We start from the raw sequence: 13,773 nt of genomic DNA, 5'->3' as shown, positions 1-13,773 counted from the left end.
CCGACATCGAGCAGGCCTACAAGGTCGGCCTGTAACCACTTCGACAATTTGCGCTTTTGAAGGTCTGCCAGCGGCGGACCTTTTTTGTTGCGCCCGATAGAGGCTGTCGCATGCCATTTCTAGCGCCTATCTTCACCGCGATTGGCGGTCTTGTGTCGAGCGTGGCGGCATGGGCTGCTGCAAGCCCGATCCTCGCCGGTATCGCGCAGACCGCCTTTGGCATTGCACTCAAATATGCGGTCAATGCGCTTTTCCCTCCGAAGACCCAGAGCCGCGCATCGGAACTTGAAACCCAGTACGGCGCCAATATCCCGCGCTCGGTCATTCTCGGTACCTGCGCGACTGAAGGCCATCACATTTACCGCAACAGCTACGGGTCGGGTGGGCGTCTGATACAGGACGTGTTCGTTCTGTCGAGCTTCCGCATCACGGCTGTTCCGCGTGTTCGATACAATGGCCAATGGCGCATCTTGAGCCAGCAGGACGCCAACGGCTACTGGCTTGTGCCGAATGAAGGAACAAGCGGCGACGATCACGATAATGTCCGCGTCAAGTTTTTCTACGGCACGATGGATCAGCAGGCAGAGCCGACGCTGATCAACAATGCGCGCCCGGCTGGCCGGTGGACTGCAAACCATCGTGGTGCAGGCGTTGCCTATGCCGTCGTGTTTTCCGAGCTTCGCAAGAACGGCGACGGCCTGACTTCACCGGCAAAGCTGTTGTTCGAAGTCGTCGGTGCGCCGCTTTACGACTGGCGCAAAGACAGCACGATGGGCGGATCAGGCGCGCATCGCTGGGACGATCAGAGCACGTGGGAATATTCCGATAATCCGGTCGTACAGATCTACAATCTGGAGCGCGGTTTTTTCAACGGCTCGCAGCGCATGGTCGGCAAGGCTGTTCGCGCAAGTCGCCTGCCGTTGGCGGAATATACCCAGGCTGCGAACATCTGCGACGAAACCATGCCGGACGGCTCGAGGCGATATCGCTCCCATGCGATTGCCAAGGACGGCCCCGGCGCGAACCACGACGCAAACCTGACGCCGATCCTTGAAGCCATGTGTGGCTCGTGGGTGGAGCGTGTTGAGGGCGAGTTTCCGATTGCTGGTGCTCCGCAGGCCATCGTTGCAACCATCACAGACGACGATATCAAGCGCGGTGCACCGTTGCGGTTCAGTGCCAAACGCAAGCGTACCGAACTCATCAACACTGTCGCGGCTTCCTATGTCTCGCCGGATGACTTCTACGAAACCAAGGATGCGGCAACCCGTATCGATGAAGGAGCACTCGCCGAAGATCGTGAAACGCTAGCCAGCGCCATTCCTTACGCTGCCGTCACCGATGTTCGGCAGGTGGACAGGCTTGCAGATATTGCCATTCGTGGCGCTCGTTATCAGGCATCGGCTGAAATCGTCGTCCATCCAAAATTCCTTGATACGATCAAGGAAGGCCGGTGGGTTCGCTGGAACAGTGCCAAGTATGGCGACCGGACATATCAGGTTCTGACGCGGCAGCTTGGCGGGATCAATACCGACGGCGCTCGCGACATCTCGATTGCGTTGCAACAGATCAGCAACGGCGTTTTTGACCCGACGGCTTACGAAACTGACCCTCCTGTCATTATCGTTGTTCCGCCGCCGCAATATCTGGCCGAGGTGCAGAACTTCTTTGTTATCCCCACGCTCGTTGTTGCGGATGGACAGGGTGAGCTTCCCGGCGCTCGCCTGCTCTGGGACAGCATTGACGATATCTCGGTCATTGGCGTGAACATCGAATACTGGCCTGCCAATGACCCAACGCAGGTCTTTACGCGGTTTGTCACGTCAGATGTGACCAACGTTCTTCTTGTCGAAGGTCTGACCTCACTCACAGACTGGTTTGTACGCACCCGGTTGCGCGTCGATAATGGGCGGTCTGTTGCTTGGTCGGCGGCGAAGCTGTTCCGCACCCTGAACGCCCAAGGCGATCAGAACCCTATCGGTTATGAAGGACTGGCCGATGACCTGAAGGGTTATCTCGGCTGGATCGGGCCGCAGGTTCGCGAGTTGATCCGGCTCAGTCAGGAGTTGGTGACGCAGATCGCTGACAACCATGCCAACAGCTACGAAGACCGACAGATGCTGGTTCGTCGGCTGGAAAGCACATTCGGCAGCGCTCAGGCACAGTGGGAGGAAGCCATTTTCGTCGCCACCGGGCCAAACAGTGCCATTGGCCAGCAGCTGACACGGATTAATGCCCAGCTCTGGGACAATACCGGTGCAAGCATTATTCAGTTGCTGCAAGTCCGTGTCGATGGCGTCGAGGATGATGTTGCGGCGCAAGCCAACCTCATCACTCAGCTATCGTCCAATATCGGTGAAGTGTCTGCGAACGCGACTTTCCGTATGGGGACTTATGCGGCACCGAGCGGCTGGAACTCCCGGATTGGAATGGAAGTGCGCGGTGGAACAAACGATAGCTACAAGAGCGCCGGCCTCTTCCTTGATGTGACCAGCACCCAGGCGCGTATTGCCCTGATAGCCGAACAGATCGTGTTCTCGAACGGCACGGAGTTCTTCAAGCCCTTCGTCATCCAGAACAACGTCATGTACGGCGAAGGCTTCGTCATGGATTGGGCGAAGATCGTCAATGTCCAGATCGGCACTGCCCAAATCGGGGATGCTGCAATCACTTCCGCGAAGATTGGCAACTTGCAGGTGAAAACCAGCAATCTGGACTTTGGGTCTGTGACACAAGTCTTCAATGCTTCTGGATCATCACCCAACCCCGGCAATCAGAACACCCCGGCCTGTAGTCTTCTGACGATCAATCCGCAGGGGAATACCTGTCTGATCACTTTCGGCTGGTCGATCACGTGGACAAGCTCGTCAAACTCGTCTGTCACCATCAGCCTGATCAATGTCACAACTGGGGTAACGGTGGCCTCGGCGCAATCGCCTTCGTCCAATGGCGCGACATTCTCAGACTACATCACCATGATCGACACGAGCGCGGTCAGCGGGAACAATAATTACGAACTCCGCTATGCGGGCACCGGTATTCCCATCGTAAGCGCGTTCTCCGGGACTATCCGGGCGCTCGTTTGGAAGCGCTGACCATCATCAAAATCTAACCGAAAGAAACCGCGTGAACAGCGCGGGGAGGTAACTCATGGCTGTTCTATCGGACTATACCGATGGCACGATCACCGTCACAAATGGCTCGGTGGATTTCACCGGCACCAATACACTCTGGAGAAGTGCAGCGTTTCGGGAAGGTGATACCGTCCTTCTGCAAGGCTTCACCGGAGTGATCGCCGGTACATCAGATGACGATCCGCTGATACTGTCCAACACGGCAGGACAATTCACGGAACCATGGCCTGGAGCAAGTGGCACCTTCGCCTACCGGATGCGCTACCAGCCGGACAATGCCAGGTTTTCTGCGAAAAGCACGATGCTGATCAATCTTCTCGCCAATGGCATTCTGCGCGGTATTGCCGATATCGGAGTTGAGGATGGTAAGCTTCTCATTGGCAACGTTGCTGGTCTTTATGACCTGATTGATAAGTCAGAATTGGGCATTCAAGACCCGAACGGCAGTCTCGACAAGCTGGCGGCGCTGACGTTGGCGGCGCGCCAGATATTGCAGACGGATGCAGATGGAGCACTTAAAGCGGTCGCGCTTGCGGCTAACAAGTTCCTGCGAACGGACGCGAACGCGGATATCCAGTTATCCGACATCACTGCCGCAGCGACTGCACTTATGAACTTGTCTGGCACGGCCTCAGCAAACCAGATGCCATATTTTAATGCTGACGATAGTGCGGCGCTCACGCCATTGACGTCCGCTGCACGAACGCTTCTCGATGATCAGACAGTACCCGCGATGCGTGGAACAATCAGCGCAGGTAAACCAGTTTTCAAAGCCCATCTGGCTGCCAATCAGCTGGTTTATAACGGCACGACCAATCTCAGCTTCACGGCATCTCCTCTGAACGTTGGCAATTGCTGGAGTGGCGGAACGTTCACGGCTCCCGAAGCCGGAATGTATTTCTTTTCCATGGGTACGACGATGGGGGGCGGATACGGAGGGCAGTTTATCGTCCAGATATTCGTCAATGGCAGCGTCTATTCTGAAATGGTTTATCCCATGAACCCGCAGAGTGTGCAGCAGTATTATCGCGCCGGTACCCTTTCCGCAGCACTCCAGCTTGCCGCAGGTGGAACCGTCCAGTTCAAGCTCGTTCTGGACGCTGTACAAGGCAATCCGATGATGCAGGCCTTCAGAAACTTCGCCACGGGCTTTTTGATCTAAGGAGCATTCATGTAGTACAAATTCATCAAGTTCGGCCCGGAAGGTTTCCCGCTCTTCTATTATGACGAGGTGACTTATCCGCCGACCGAAGACGGAAACCGGAACTCTGATATTCCATTGGATGCGGTTCCTGTTACCGACGAACAATGGGCAGATGCACGGCGTATTGCGTTGTGGCAAACACCGGACGGCACGCTTACAACTCCGCCGCCACCGGAGGCCATTGAAAGTCCGTCGGTTGTGGTCATACCCGCCGTCACGCTCTGGGAGCGCATGACTGATGCCGAGGCGGAACAGGTCAACGCGGCGATGGCAACTCAGCCGTTCCGCACCCGGCAAATCTTTCTGACCGCAAGCACCTTCCGCTCCGATCATGAGTTTTGGCCTCTGCTCGTTCAGATGGCGACGGATTTATTCGGAGAAGAAAGGGCGGCTGAGCTTCTCTCACTTGCCTAACCGATACCGAAAACCTGACGATCCGCCCTGCATGCGGTGCGGTTTTTTCAACGTCGGTTTCCGTTCCCGTCATAATAAAAGAAGACTGTTATAACGATGGCAGCAGCTAGCGCCATGAAAGCCCAGAATATCCATTCGATGTGACCGTAAATGAATGAGCCCATTGGTACCTCCTTAAGGGCTAACCCAAGAGGAGCGAGAATGTTCATTCAAATGGAAAGCCCCGGCAAGGTTTCATTAACCGGGGCAGGCGCCTTGGGAAATCTAGCTGAAAGCAACGATAAGCGCCCAGTAGACATTTAGAAGTTAGATTGTAAACAATCCGTATGCAGCCGAAAGAAAACCCCGGTGCCGTGTCGCGATCACCGGGGTCCGCGCAAATGTAACCTGCGCCTGACGGGTTACAGCGTCCAGCCGTAAGCCGCGAGCGCAGCCCCGCCGACTAAGCCGATGACTGACCAACCAATCATGCTGATGCCCATGAAGCTATGATACGTTTCGGCGGAAATCTTTCTGAAAACTGCAACCAGAAAAAGGTTTGCAGCAGCGCCGACGATTAGACCGATACCGTTGGCGACGTAAGCGGCTGGATGAAGCGCCATGCTCTGCATGAAATAGGGCCGCAGCAGGAAAGTCGCTCCCAGCATCCCTGCGATTAGTACAAAAACCGATACCATTCCGAAGCCGGACCATCTTACTAGCATTTGCTGAACTACCTTTGTCTTGGGGAAGGGGTCAGGCGGTAATGCCCCTTGCTCGTTCGTCAGGCAACCCATCGACGTAAGAGTCCTCAAGAAAAACCCCGGACTAGCCGGGGCTGTTTGTCAGCGAACTTGCAATACCTCGCCTGAATACCGGTCGATGACTACCCGCATTTCATCATCGTAACGGTCCACTCCGCGGACGATGTAGACATTGCGTCTACGTGAGACGCTGTCGATTTCGTCCATACCTTCTCTCTGAGCGATGCGCGCTGCACGACGTTCGCTGATATCCTCGCGATACCGCGGGCGATCACTTTCGGGTTCTAATAAGCGGATGCCATTTGGGCCGATTTCTATGCTTTGTGCATGTACAGGAAGAGAGGAGGCCAATACGGTTATCAGTGCTGACAAAGCTGCAGATTTGTACATTGTCTATCCAACATTCAGTGGTTCATATCGCCCGCCAATTACCGGCGGGTTTGTACAGCGCCTCGTCGCCGGTGAACACTGGCTTGTGGCTCAATTACGCTAACAAAGCGCATGATCCCGTGATGTCTTCAAGGCAGTCGACCAGACCCGCATTCCTGGTGGCGCTCGATATACTTCCGGTTCAGCAAATCGACGGCCTCCTTGGCATCACTCTCGCTGAGACCGGACTGTTTGTGGCCATCGATAGAGACAATCTCGCCGTTGAATACGTCATAGACGCACCACGTCATGTTGCTTTCCCGGCGCATGTCGAAACCATTTCTAATCATAGCCATTCCTCCGATGATCAGATTAACGGCATCGGAATAACGAACGGGCGGCGCTTCCGTTCGATCAATTGGCATTACGCCTCAGAACGAACCGTGCGCGCATAGCACCGATTGAGCTGCCAACTCCAATACAGGACATCCCCATGAACAAAACAACGTTCTTCGCGTATGCGAGGCGCGCGCCTTTTGGCGGGCGCTTGAGCCAAGCGCAGGTCGACGGCACGTCGGCAATTCTGGCCGAGGCAGAGCGCCGAGGCCTGCTGGACGAGCAGACGGCTTATGTGCTCGCGACGGCATTTCATGAGACTGGCGGCAAGATGCAGCCGATCGAGGAAAACCTGAACTACACCAGTGCGGCACGCATCAGGCAGGTCTGGCCGTCGCGCTTCTCCGCTGTGCAGAGCGCCCAGCCTTATGTGCGTAACCCGCAGGCCTTGGCTAACAAGGTCTACGGCGGCAGGATGGGCAATACCGGCGCAAACGACGGCTGGCGGTTCCGCGGTCGCGGACTGGCGATGATCACCGGCAAAGACAACTATAAGAAGTACGGCCTTGGCGATAACCCCGACGCCGCGCTGGAGATGGCCACGGCTATCCGCATCCTGTTCGACGGGATGATCAACGGCAAGTTCACTGGCAAGAGGCTTGCTGACTTTTTCGACGGCGGCAAGGAAGACCCTGTAGGCGCCCGCGCTATCGTCAACGGCAGCGATAAGGCCAGCCTCATTGCCGGTTACTACCGCAACTTCCTCGACAGCCTCGGGGCAGCTCGCGAAATGAAACCTGCCAAGGCGGAAGACGCCAAGCCTGACGACGTGCCGCTGCTACAGGATAAGACCGTCCAGACGATCGTTGCCGGCACGGGCGGCACGCTTGTTACCGGCCTTATCGGTGCGGTGAGTAACCCGTGGGCGTTCGCAACGGTCGCGCTTCTGCTGGTCGCAGCAGGCGCGGGCTTCTGGCTCTGGAAGAGCGGACGGCTCGAACTGAAGAGGGCGGCGGCGTGAGCAAGATAACGGTGGTGATCGAATACGACACAGAAGCCGAAACTGCGGTCGTTCAATATGGCGGCAAGACACAGGAATGGCACGACGCCAAGCTGACCTTCGCTCAGGGAATCACCGAGACGCGCGATGGTTATTTGATCCGCCGCGAACGCGACAAAACTGCCTCGATGCTGTTGACAGGAGTGCCGACATGACCTGGCTCCTAACCCTCCGCTCCAAGATCACTGGCTGGGCCGTGGCAATCGCTGCGGCCCTTGCGATTCTGGCGGGCGCTTATCTCAAGGGCAGAGTGGACAACTCTTCTGCCGCCACCGCAGACCGGCTCAAGGCCGTCAACAATGCAAGGAAGATCGAAGATGAAACGAGCAAGCTTGGCGGCGGTGATGTTGACGCTGCTTTGTCTCGGTGGATGCGTGACGGCCGGTAGCTACTGCGACGTAGCGCGGCCGGTCCGCCCGAGCGTCGAGGACAGTCTGACTGACGGCACGAAGCGCCAGATCCTCGCGGAGAACACAAAACTGGAAAAGCTGTGCGGGGTGCGGCCTTGAGTGGTAAATGGTGGCTGGCCTGCCTGTGGCTGGGCGTGGCAGCAAGGGGGATTATTGGATGACCGGCGCTGAAATCATGGCCGTTGTCGGCTTTATCGTAATGCTGATGGGCTTCCTGTTCGGGCTTTGGAAGTACGTCGAAAGCCAGATCGCGAAAGCCGAGGCCCGCAATGCGGCGAAAGCCGAAGCTGCGACCGCACTTGCCAGCCTGACGCGGCAAGAGCTTTCCGACTACAAGCTGCGCGCGGCAGAAACCTTTGCCACAAAGGCCGGCATGCAGGAACAGACCTCCCAGATCATGCGGGCAATCGAAAGTGTTGCGCACCGTATCGACGGGCTCACCGAGCGGATTGATAATCTGATGCAGCCTAAAACAAGGAGCAGGACGTAACCGACTATTGCCCTTGAGTTGCGGTAGGCTGCGGCTGCGAGGCTTCCGTTGGCGCTGGCTGCTGAGGGGTGGTGGCTGGCTCCTCAGCCAGAACCTCGTTGGTCTTCGCCTTGATCTCTTCTGCCGTCTGCTGACTAATCAAGCCTTGCGACGCTGCGAAGCCTACAACGACAGCAATTATTACGCCGACGAGGGCGGCTTTAAGCTTCGGCGACATGGGCGAATCTCCTACCTAAATGAATCACGCCCTGCCCAGATGCTTAACTTACTATACGGATTTGCAGCGTTTCAATGATTTATGCGGATGACGGCAGGGAGGCGTGCATGCCAGCCGGAGTTCTTATTTATGCAAGCGTGTAGAACCAGATCACCGGCGCCACGATCAGGATTGCCAGGCCGCTCCAGAAGGCGCGCCATCCCACGCTGTTCGTTCCCAAGAACGCCGTCATGACTATAGCCGCCGCTATCATCACGGTAATCGGCCAGTAGATTGACATATAGACGAGGGCGGCAACCCACCAAGAAATTGAAATCATGCGCGCTTGTAGCTGGTAGGCAGGGCGTCGGCAATATCTCGTGGCGGGGAGGACGGAACGGGGTTAAGTTTCGGACAGCGAGTTGTAAGGCCGCCCTTTTCGTCCAGATCGGCCAATTTCCTTTTGATACTCCAGGAACCAAATCCTGAATCCTTCCATCCTCGTCGTCCAATATTCGGCGTCTACTCGAACGCAAGCCCGCACTATACTCCAACCAACGTCGAATAAATCAATTTCGATTTGTCCAGGGAGACGATCGGTCCTGTGCTTAAGCCAGTCTCGCTCCATATTTAGAATGGCTATCCATTCTTTCCTGCTTCTGTCACCCGGTAGGCAGTCGAGCAAATGATTAAAGGTGTGCATCTCATTTGGTGGATCTGGCAACATACCTTCTGCCGCGCCAGAAAGAGTGATCGCAACATCAAATCGGCCTCCCTCCATCGCAGCAATTGCCGTCTCAATCTGATTTATCGCTGCTTGGATTTTAGTAACGGTCAGAGTTTCAAAGGGGGGTGGTTTAATCATCATTCGTTTGTGCCGAAACAGCCGCAGTTAAACAATACCGGCCGGACCACGGCGTCTGCTTCGCAATTGTCGCAAGTCGGCATTCTTCTTAGCCTCGTGGTCCTGCTTTCTCTTTTGGTCACCGTCGGGGAGTCGCAGTGGTACGCTAAATTTTATCCGACTGACGCTGTTTTCTTTTTCTGATAGACCGCCACTGCCTCCAATGCTCCATACGGCGATCGAGGCTTTTCCTTCTTTCGCACTTTCCGCAGTGACTGCCACTTCAAAATCAACGCGCGTGAATGTTCCAAATTTACTTTGGAATAGATTGCCGCTCTCGCTGAAAGCGTGTGCAGCGTTAATGTTTTCACCTAGTTCGCTTTCTTGCGCGGACGCGATACCATCGAGAATCTGATTGAGGGTTTCTTTTACGAAATCTTTAAGTTCCATCGTTGGCACCGTCGCTGTATCGTAGGGATTAGAACGTATTCGGTATGCCGATACACGGCAAGTCTTTGCAGTAAATCGTCGGATATTCCGCCTCCATTAACACCACATTTATCGAGACATTCCATCCTTCCATTTGCGCCGCTCACCACGGCTACCAAACCAAACAGGAGGAGACTGTATGTCCCATGACAGACAGGGCGCGGGTGCGCGCCTTTCACACGAAGAACTCCTGCGCCGAGCGGAGGCTTACCGCGAGCACGGCACGCTGGTTAAGGCTGCGGCGGCGCTTGGCATAAAGAAGTCGGCATTTCACGACAGCATTAAGCGGGCCGCTGAGATTGGGCTGCTGGGTCCGTCACCGACATTGCCCGGCTATGCGATCAAAAGCCTGACCGAGACGCCGAACGGCACTTACGTGCGCCAGACGAAAGAGGCTGGTCCAGTTTATGAGCCGACTGCAGGCCTTGCTGTCAAAGGCAAGACAACGCTCGTCAATGCCGAAGGCCGGGTGATTACCCAGCACATTATGGAGCGGTCGGATGCCAGCGCACAGCGTGCGGCGCTCGATGCCATGGTGGCCGCCTTGTCCGAAAGCCTACCGCGCGTCAGCATTATGCCCGCTCCGCGAGGCACTAATGCGGAGTTGCTCAACTTCTTCTGCTTAACGGATGCCCATTTCGGCATGCTGGCATGGCGTGAAGAAACGGGCGCTGATTACGATATCGAGATTGCAGAGCAGCTTGTTACGGACTGGTTCGCTGCCGCGATTGATCTTGCGCCTGACGCACATACCGCCGTGCTGGCGCAGCTCGGCGATCTTGCCCATTACGACAGCATGGAAACGGTCACGCCCGCCAGCAAGCACGTTCTAGATTCGGACTCACGCCTGCAGAAGATAATTCGCGTCATCATCCGGACCGTTCGGCGCGTCATTGACATGTTGCTGCAAAAGTATCAGCACGTGCACATCATAATGGCACAGGGCAATCACGATCCGGCCTCATCGGCGTGGCTGCGGGAAATGCTGGCAGCGATGTATGAGAACGAGCCCCGCATCACCGTCGATAACTCGCCCAGCCTTTATTACGCCTACGAGTGGGGCAAGACAGCTATATTCGCACACCATGGCCACAAACGAGGCGTCAATAATGTCGATGCGACGCTGGCTGGCATGTTTCGAGAAATGTACGGCCGGAGCAAATATGCCTATGCGCACATCGGCCATTTGCATTCCGACGAAGGGCGCAAGTCCGGACTGATGTATGTCGAGCGCCACGAAACGCTGGCGGCTCCAGACGCATATGCTGCTGGCGGGGGCTGGCTTTCAGGCAGATCGGCGAAGGTTATCACCTACTCGAAGCTACACGGTGAAGTTTCCCGGCTGACGCTACGGCCCGAAATGGTCCAGGGCGCCGCGCGTATGCCGGTGGCCGCGAATGATAACAAGCCCAGCCGTGCGGCAGCCTGACCACCGCGCCGCCCACCAAGCGGCGCTTTCACCACAAACACGAGGAGAGAACATGCTTGAAGAAGCAGAAGACCGCGCTGCGCGAGCGGCTGTTGAAGGACGGCAGATGAGGGCGGGCGGGAAGGTTATAAGTCACCTGCCAAAACCTTATAACGACAACCTGCCAACTGCCCACAAGCCGCTCGTCATCATCGAAAGCCCCTATAGTGGCGACGTTGCGCGCAACACCGATTATGCTCGCGCTTGCCTTCAGGACAGCTTGCGCCGGGGCGAAGCGCCGATTGCGAGTCATCTACTGCACACGCAAGTGCTGGATGATATGCGGCCTGATGAGCGAGGACTCGGCATTGAGGCTGGCCTTGCATGGTATCGGGTGGCGGAGAAATGCGTTGTCTATGAAGACTTCGGTATGAGTCGAGGCATGGCGGAAGGAACGGCGCGAGCGTGTAGCCATGGCGTGCCGGTAGAATTTCGGCGGTTAGGGGCTTGGAGGGATGCGGCGTGACGATTCCAGAAGACATCATGGCGACCGCCAGAACAGTAGCAGATAGCGAAGTGAACTTCGGATCGTTCGAGGTTAACGTCTTGGCTATCGCCCGCGCCATCCTCGCAGAGCGTCAGCGTTGCGCGGATGTGGCTGGCACTTATGGTTCGATCGCTGGTTATCCTGACGGTAAGACGAGTGCATTTCGTAAATATCGACACCGTATCAAGACAGCCGTCCTTGCAGGAGAAAACCATGAGTAACCTTGAAACAGCAATTGCGGTAGCAGCAGCGGCGCATATGGATCAGAAGTGCGACAACGGCGATCCGTACATTCTGCATCCGCTGCGCGTCATGATGGCTCAAGAGACGCGCGAAACGCAGATCCTCGCAGTTATGCACGACATGATCGAGCACACGAATACCTCCCTGAACGATATCTATTCGTTCGGCTTTGATGACGACATCGTGCTCGCTCTGAACGCGATAACTCGGCGCGATGACGAAGATTACTTCGTCTTTGTGAAAAGAGCCTGCTCCAATCCTATTGCGCGACCGGTCAAAATCGCAGACCTGCGCGATAATCTGCGCACCTATGGCGATGATGATGAGCATCGCGTGCGCTATACGAGAGCTCTCGAAATGATCGGGGAGACGCCATGATCCCGTTCAAAGTTGGCGATCAAGTCGTCTGCATCGATAGCTCCGTCGGCTTTGAGCAGTTCTTGGAGATCAAGGAAGGCGAAGTCTACACCATAAGCTGGGTCGGCCCGTTCGAACACTACACGCAGGGCAGTTTCATCGGCGTTCGGCTGAAAGGCGTCGATCGCGGCATCTGCCCGCAGTTCGGATATGACAATCCTCCGTTCGCTGCGCGTCGGTTTCGTCCACTTGTTCGCGATAAGCTGTCGGCGCTGCGCGGTCTGCTTGCGGGCGGGCCGGTGACTGAGAAGTTCGAAGAGCCGAAGCGGAAGGTGAGGGAGGGTGTCTAATGGTTCCAGACGCACGAATTGACCGTGAGATTGCTCGTGGCGAACTGGATACTAGAAAGCAGCCCATGCCAGAGCCGGTTCACTTAACCGACCTTGGCCTACGCGCAGCTGCAGCGCCCGTCACCTCCGACGGCGGCAGCACAAGCTACTACGAGCTACCACCGCATGCGACCGAGCTCAACGACCTGATCGAGCACAAAGGCATGTCATTCGCGCTCGGCAATATCTTCAAGGCCTGCTATCGGTTCGGAGAGAAAGACGCGGCCAGTCGAATGTATGACCTTAACAAGATCATATACTTCGCGCAGAGGCTTAAAGCGTTGGAAACGAGAAGAAAAAGTAGCCAGCAACGCGCATCCTAAGGGTGCTTATCTACGAAAAGAACGTTTTCGCGATGAGCCCCCGCATGACCGCCTAAGTATATTGGAAAGCTTTGTCCAATCTTCCGAGGGGGATAACATCTGTTTGTGCGCGTCTTCAATATCGCGCTGCGTAGCAACAGCATGTTTCACCACGCTAAAGTTAGTGTTCGGAATGGTAAGGCCGAGATTCTCTTCATGGTTATTCATTTTAATCTCTCTTTCGTGTTGGCTCCCTTGCCGAGCAATAAAAAAGGTCGGGCAATAGCCCGACCCCAAAAGTCAACTTCTTCCAATTGTGCCAGTACATCCGTGGTCACTAGAAAGAAGAAACTTCATTCAAGCCGCCTGCAAATTACAAACGGACATTTTTCCAGACTTGCGATCCTGTTCAAGATCATAAGTCAGTTTCTGGCCTTCACTGAGCGTATGCATACCTGCTCGCTCAACAGCGGAGATGTGAACAAACGCATCCAAACCGCCGTTTTCAGGCTGAATGAAACCAAAGCCTTTTGCTGCATTAAACCATTTAACTGTGCCAGTGTTCATTGGAACCCCTTTCAAAGTAATATTGATAGACGCGTTTAAAAAACGCAGAGACGAAACGATTTTTAAAAGGGAGTTTTCGTTCATCGCACGGCGCTAATCGTGCAGCAAGCAAAGCTCAGCAAGAAAATATCGATGCCGTCTTTTAGCGATGTTAAGTGATTTTGTCAAATTATTAATTCGATATGGTTAAGTTGAATGACAAAATACTTACCCAATTTAATGTTTCCGTTGTTTTTACAGGGAAATAATGATTTCGATTTTAGATCAAGGG

General features: G+C 55.4%; 21 protein-coding genes. 13 read left to right on the top strand and 8 right to left on the bottom strand.

Features of this window, described 5'->3' with window-relative positions; genetic code table 11:
* Window positions 1–110 precede the first annotated feature (110 nt).
* The 3 genes from JNC63_RS16840 to JNC63_RS16830 all read left to right on the top strand — a co-directional run bounded on the left by JNC63_RS16840 (window position 111) and on the right by JNC63_RS16830 (window position 4,752).
* Window positions 111–3,095 carry a phage tail protein gene (locus JNC63_RS16840; protein WP_374846530.1) on the top strand — a complete coding sequence of 995 codons (2,985 nt, stop codon included), beginning with the start codon at window positions 111–113 and terminating at the stop codon, window positions 3,093–3,095.
* Between the two features lie 55 nt (window positions 3,096–3,150).
* Window positions 3,151–4,296, top strand: coding sequence for a hypothetical protein (locus JNC63_RS16835; RefSeq protein ID WP_374846528.1), 1,146 nt, complete (start codon window positions 3,151–3,153; stop codon window positions 4,294–4,296).
* 69 nt (window positions 4,297–4,365) lie between these two features.
* Entirely contained in the window at window positions 4,366–4,752 is a 387-nt protein-coding gene (locus JNC63_RS16830; protein WP_374846526.1) for a hypothetical protein, read from the top strand.
* A gap of 401 nt (window positions 4,753–5,153) precedes the next feature.
* On the opposite strand, the gene JNC63_RS16825 is transcribed toward JNC63_RS16830, so the two are convergent.
* The 3 genes from JNC63_RS16825 to JNC63_RS16815 form a co-directional block, all read right to left on the bottom strand.
* Complete coding sequence (locus tag JNC63_RS16825) at window positions 5,154–5,429, bottom strand: hypothetical protein (protein WP_025089950.1); 276 nt, start codon at window positions 5,427–5,429, stop codon at window positions 5,154–5,156.
* A 147-nt stretch (window positions 5,430–5,576) separates the two neighbouring features.
* Complete coding sequence (locus tag JNC63_RS16820; protein WP_081255586.1) at window positions 5,577–5,885, bottom strand: hypothetical protein; 309 nt, start codon at window positions 5,883–5,885, stop codon at window positions 5,577–5,579.
* 128 nt (window positions 5,886–6,013) lie between these two features.
* Entirely contained in the window at window positions 6,014–6,289 is a 276-nt protein-coding gene (locus tag JNC63_RS16815; RefSeq protein ID WP_374846525.1) for a hypothetical protein, read from the bottom strand.
* A 68-nt stretch (window positions 6,290–6,357) separates the two neighbouring features.
* Here JNC63_RS16815 and JNC63_RS16810 point away from each other — a divergent pair, with 68 nt between their 5' ends.
* From JNC63_RS16810 to JNC63_RS16795, 4 genes are all read left to right on the top strand, one after another.
* Window positions 6,358–7,221, top strand: coding sequence for a chitinase (locus JNC63_RS16810; protein ID WP_374846524.1), 864 nt, complete (start codon window positions 6,358–6,360; stop codon window positions 7,219–7,221).
* The gene (locus JNC63_RS16805) at window positions 7,218–7,415 is read left to right on the top strand and encodes a hypothetical protein (protein WP_374846523.1); all 198 of its coding nucleotides are present in this window, start codon (window positions 7,218–7,220) and stop codon (window positions 7,413–7,415) included. The genes JNC63_RS16810 and JNC63_RS16805 overlap by 4 nt, the downstream gene beginning before the upstream one ends.
* The gene (locus JNC63_RS16800; RefSeq protein WP_374846521.1) at window positions 7,412–7,648 is read left to right on the top strand and encodes a hypothetical protein; all 237 of its coding nucleotides are present in this window, start codon (window positions 7,412–7,414) and stop codon (window positions 7,646–7,648) included. The genes JNC63_RS16805 and JNC63_RS16800 overlap by 4 nt, the downstream gene beginning before the upstream one ends.
* Window positions 7,649–7,827: 179 nt before the next feature.
* The gene (locus JNC63_RS16795; RefSeq protein WP_374846519.1) at window positions 7,828–8,160 is read left to right on the top strand and encodes a hypothetical protein; all 333 of its coding nucleotides are present in this window, start codon (window positions 7,828–7,830) and stop codon (window positions 8,158–8,160) included.
* A gap of 4 nt (window positions 8,161–8,164) precedes the next feature.
* Here JNC63_RS16795 and JNC63_RS16790 read toward each other — a convergent pair whose 3' ends face one another.
* From JNC63_RS16790 to JNC63_RS16775, 4 genes are all read right to left on the bottom strand, one after another.
* The gene (locus JNC63_RS16790; RefSeq protein WP_374846518.1) at window positions 8,165–8,377 is read right to left on the bottom strand and encodes a hypothetical protein; all 213 of its coding nucleotides are present in this window, start codon (window positions 8,375–8,377) and stop codon (window positions 8,165–8,167) included.
* Between the two features lie 127 nt (window positions 8,378–8,504).
* Window positions 8,505–8,696 carry a hypothetical protein gene (locus JNC63_RS16785; protein ID WP_259698250.1) on the bottom strand — a complete coding sequence of 64 codons (192 nt, stop codon included), beginning with the start codon at window positions 8,694–8,696 and terminating at the stop codon, window positions 8,505–8,507.
* 63 nt (window positions 8,697–8,759) lie between these two features.
* A complete protein-coding gene (locus tag JNC63_RS16780; RefSeq protein WP_374846517.1) occupies window positions 8,760–9,224 on the bottom strand; it encodes a hypothetical protein in 465 nt (154 codons plus the stop codon).
* 24 nt (window positions 9,225–9,248) lie between these two features.
* Window positions 9,249–9,650, bottom strand: coding sequence for a hypothetical protein (locus JNC63_RS16775; RefSeq protein ID WP_374846516.1), 402 nt, complete (start codon window positions 9,648–9,650; stop codon window positions 9,249–9,251).
* 178 nt (window positions 9,651–9,828) lie between these two features.
* On the opposite strand from JNC63_RS16775, the gene JNC63_RS16770 reads away from it, so the two are divergent.
* The 6 genes from JNC63_RS16770 to JNC63_RS16745 are packed head-to-tail and all read left to right on the top strand — an operon-like array spanning window position 9,829 to window position 12,956.
* Window positions 9,829–11,118 (top strand): oxidoreductase, encoded by a 1,290-nt coding sequence (locus tag JNC63_RS16770; protein WP_374846514.1) that lies wholly within the window; start codon window positions 9,829–9,831, stop codon window positions 11,116–11,118.
* Between the two features lie 52 nt (window positions 11,119–11,170).
* Window positions 11,171–11,623, top strand: a complete 453-nt coding sequence (locus JNC63_RS16765) for a DUF7768 domain-containing protein (protein ID WP_374846513.1) — start codon at window positions 11,171–11,173, stop codon at window positions 11,621–11,623.
* Window positions 11,620–11,865 (top strand): hypothetical protein, encoded by a 246-nt coding sequence (locus tag JNC63_RS16760; protein ID WP_374846511.1) that lies wholly within the window; start codon window positions 11,620–11,622, stop codon window positions 11,863–11,865. The genes JNC63_RS16765 and JNC63_RS16760 overlap by 4 nt, the downstream gene beginning before the upstream one ends.
* The gene (locus JNC63_RS16755) at window positions 11,858–12,265 is read left to right on the top strand and encodes a GTP pyrophosphokinase (protein WP_374846509.1); all 408 of its coding nucleotides are present in this window, start codon (window positions 11,858–11,860) and stop codon (window positions 12,263–12,265) included. The genes JNC63_RS16760 and JNC63_RS16755 overlap by 8 nt, the downstream gene beginning before the upstream one ends.
* Window positions 12,262–12,594: a hypothetical protein gene (locus tag JNC63_RS16750; RefSeq protein WP_374846507.1), complete on the top strand. Its 333-nt coding sequence runs from the start codon at window positions 12,262–12,264 to the stop codon at window positions 12,592–12,594. Before JNC63_RS16755 ends, JNC63_RS16750 begins: the two co-directional genes overlap by 4 nt.
* A complete protein-coding gene (locus JNC63_RS16745; RefSeq protein ID WP_100652639.1) occupies window positions 12,594–12,956 on the top strand; it encodes a hypothetical protein in 363 nt (120 codons plus the stop codon). Before JNC63_RS16750 ends, JNC63_RS16745 begins: the two co-directional genes overlap by 1 nt.
* A gap of 336 nt (window positions 12,957–13,292) precedes the next feature.
* Here JNC63_RS16745 and JNC63_RS16740 read toward each other — a convergent pair whose 3' ends face one another.
* Entirely contained in the window at window positions 13,293–13,502 is a 210-nt protein-coding gene (locus JNC63_RS16740; RefSeq protein WP_100652643.1) for a cold-shock protein, read from the bottom strand.
* Window positions 13,503–13,773 lie beyond the last annotated feature (271 nt).

It is taken from the genome of Brucella ciceri, assembly GCF_041930145.1.
In the GTDB taxonomy this organism is placed as follows: Bacteria; Pseudomonadota; Alphaproteobacteria; order Rhizobiales; family Rhizobiaceae; genus Brucella; species Brucella intermedia.
The sequence above is the reverse complement of the archived record's forward strand: the minus strand, read 5'-3'. Positions and strand labels throughout refer to the sequence as shown.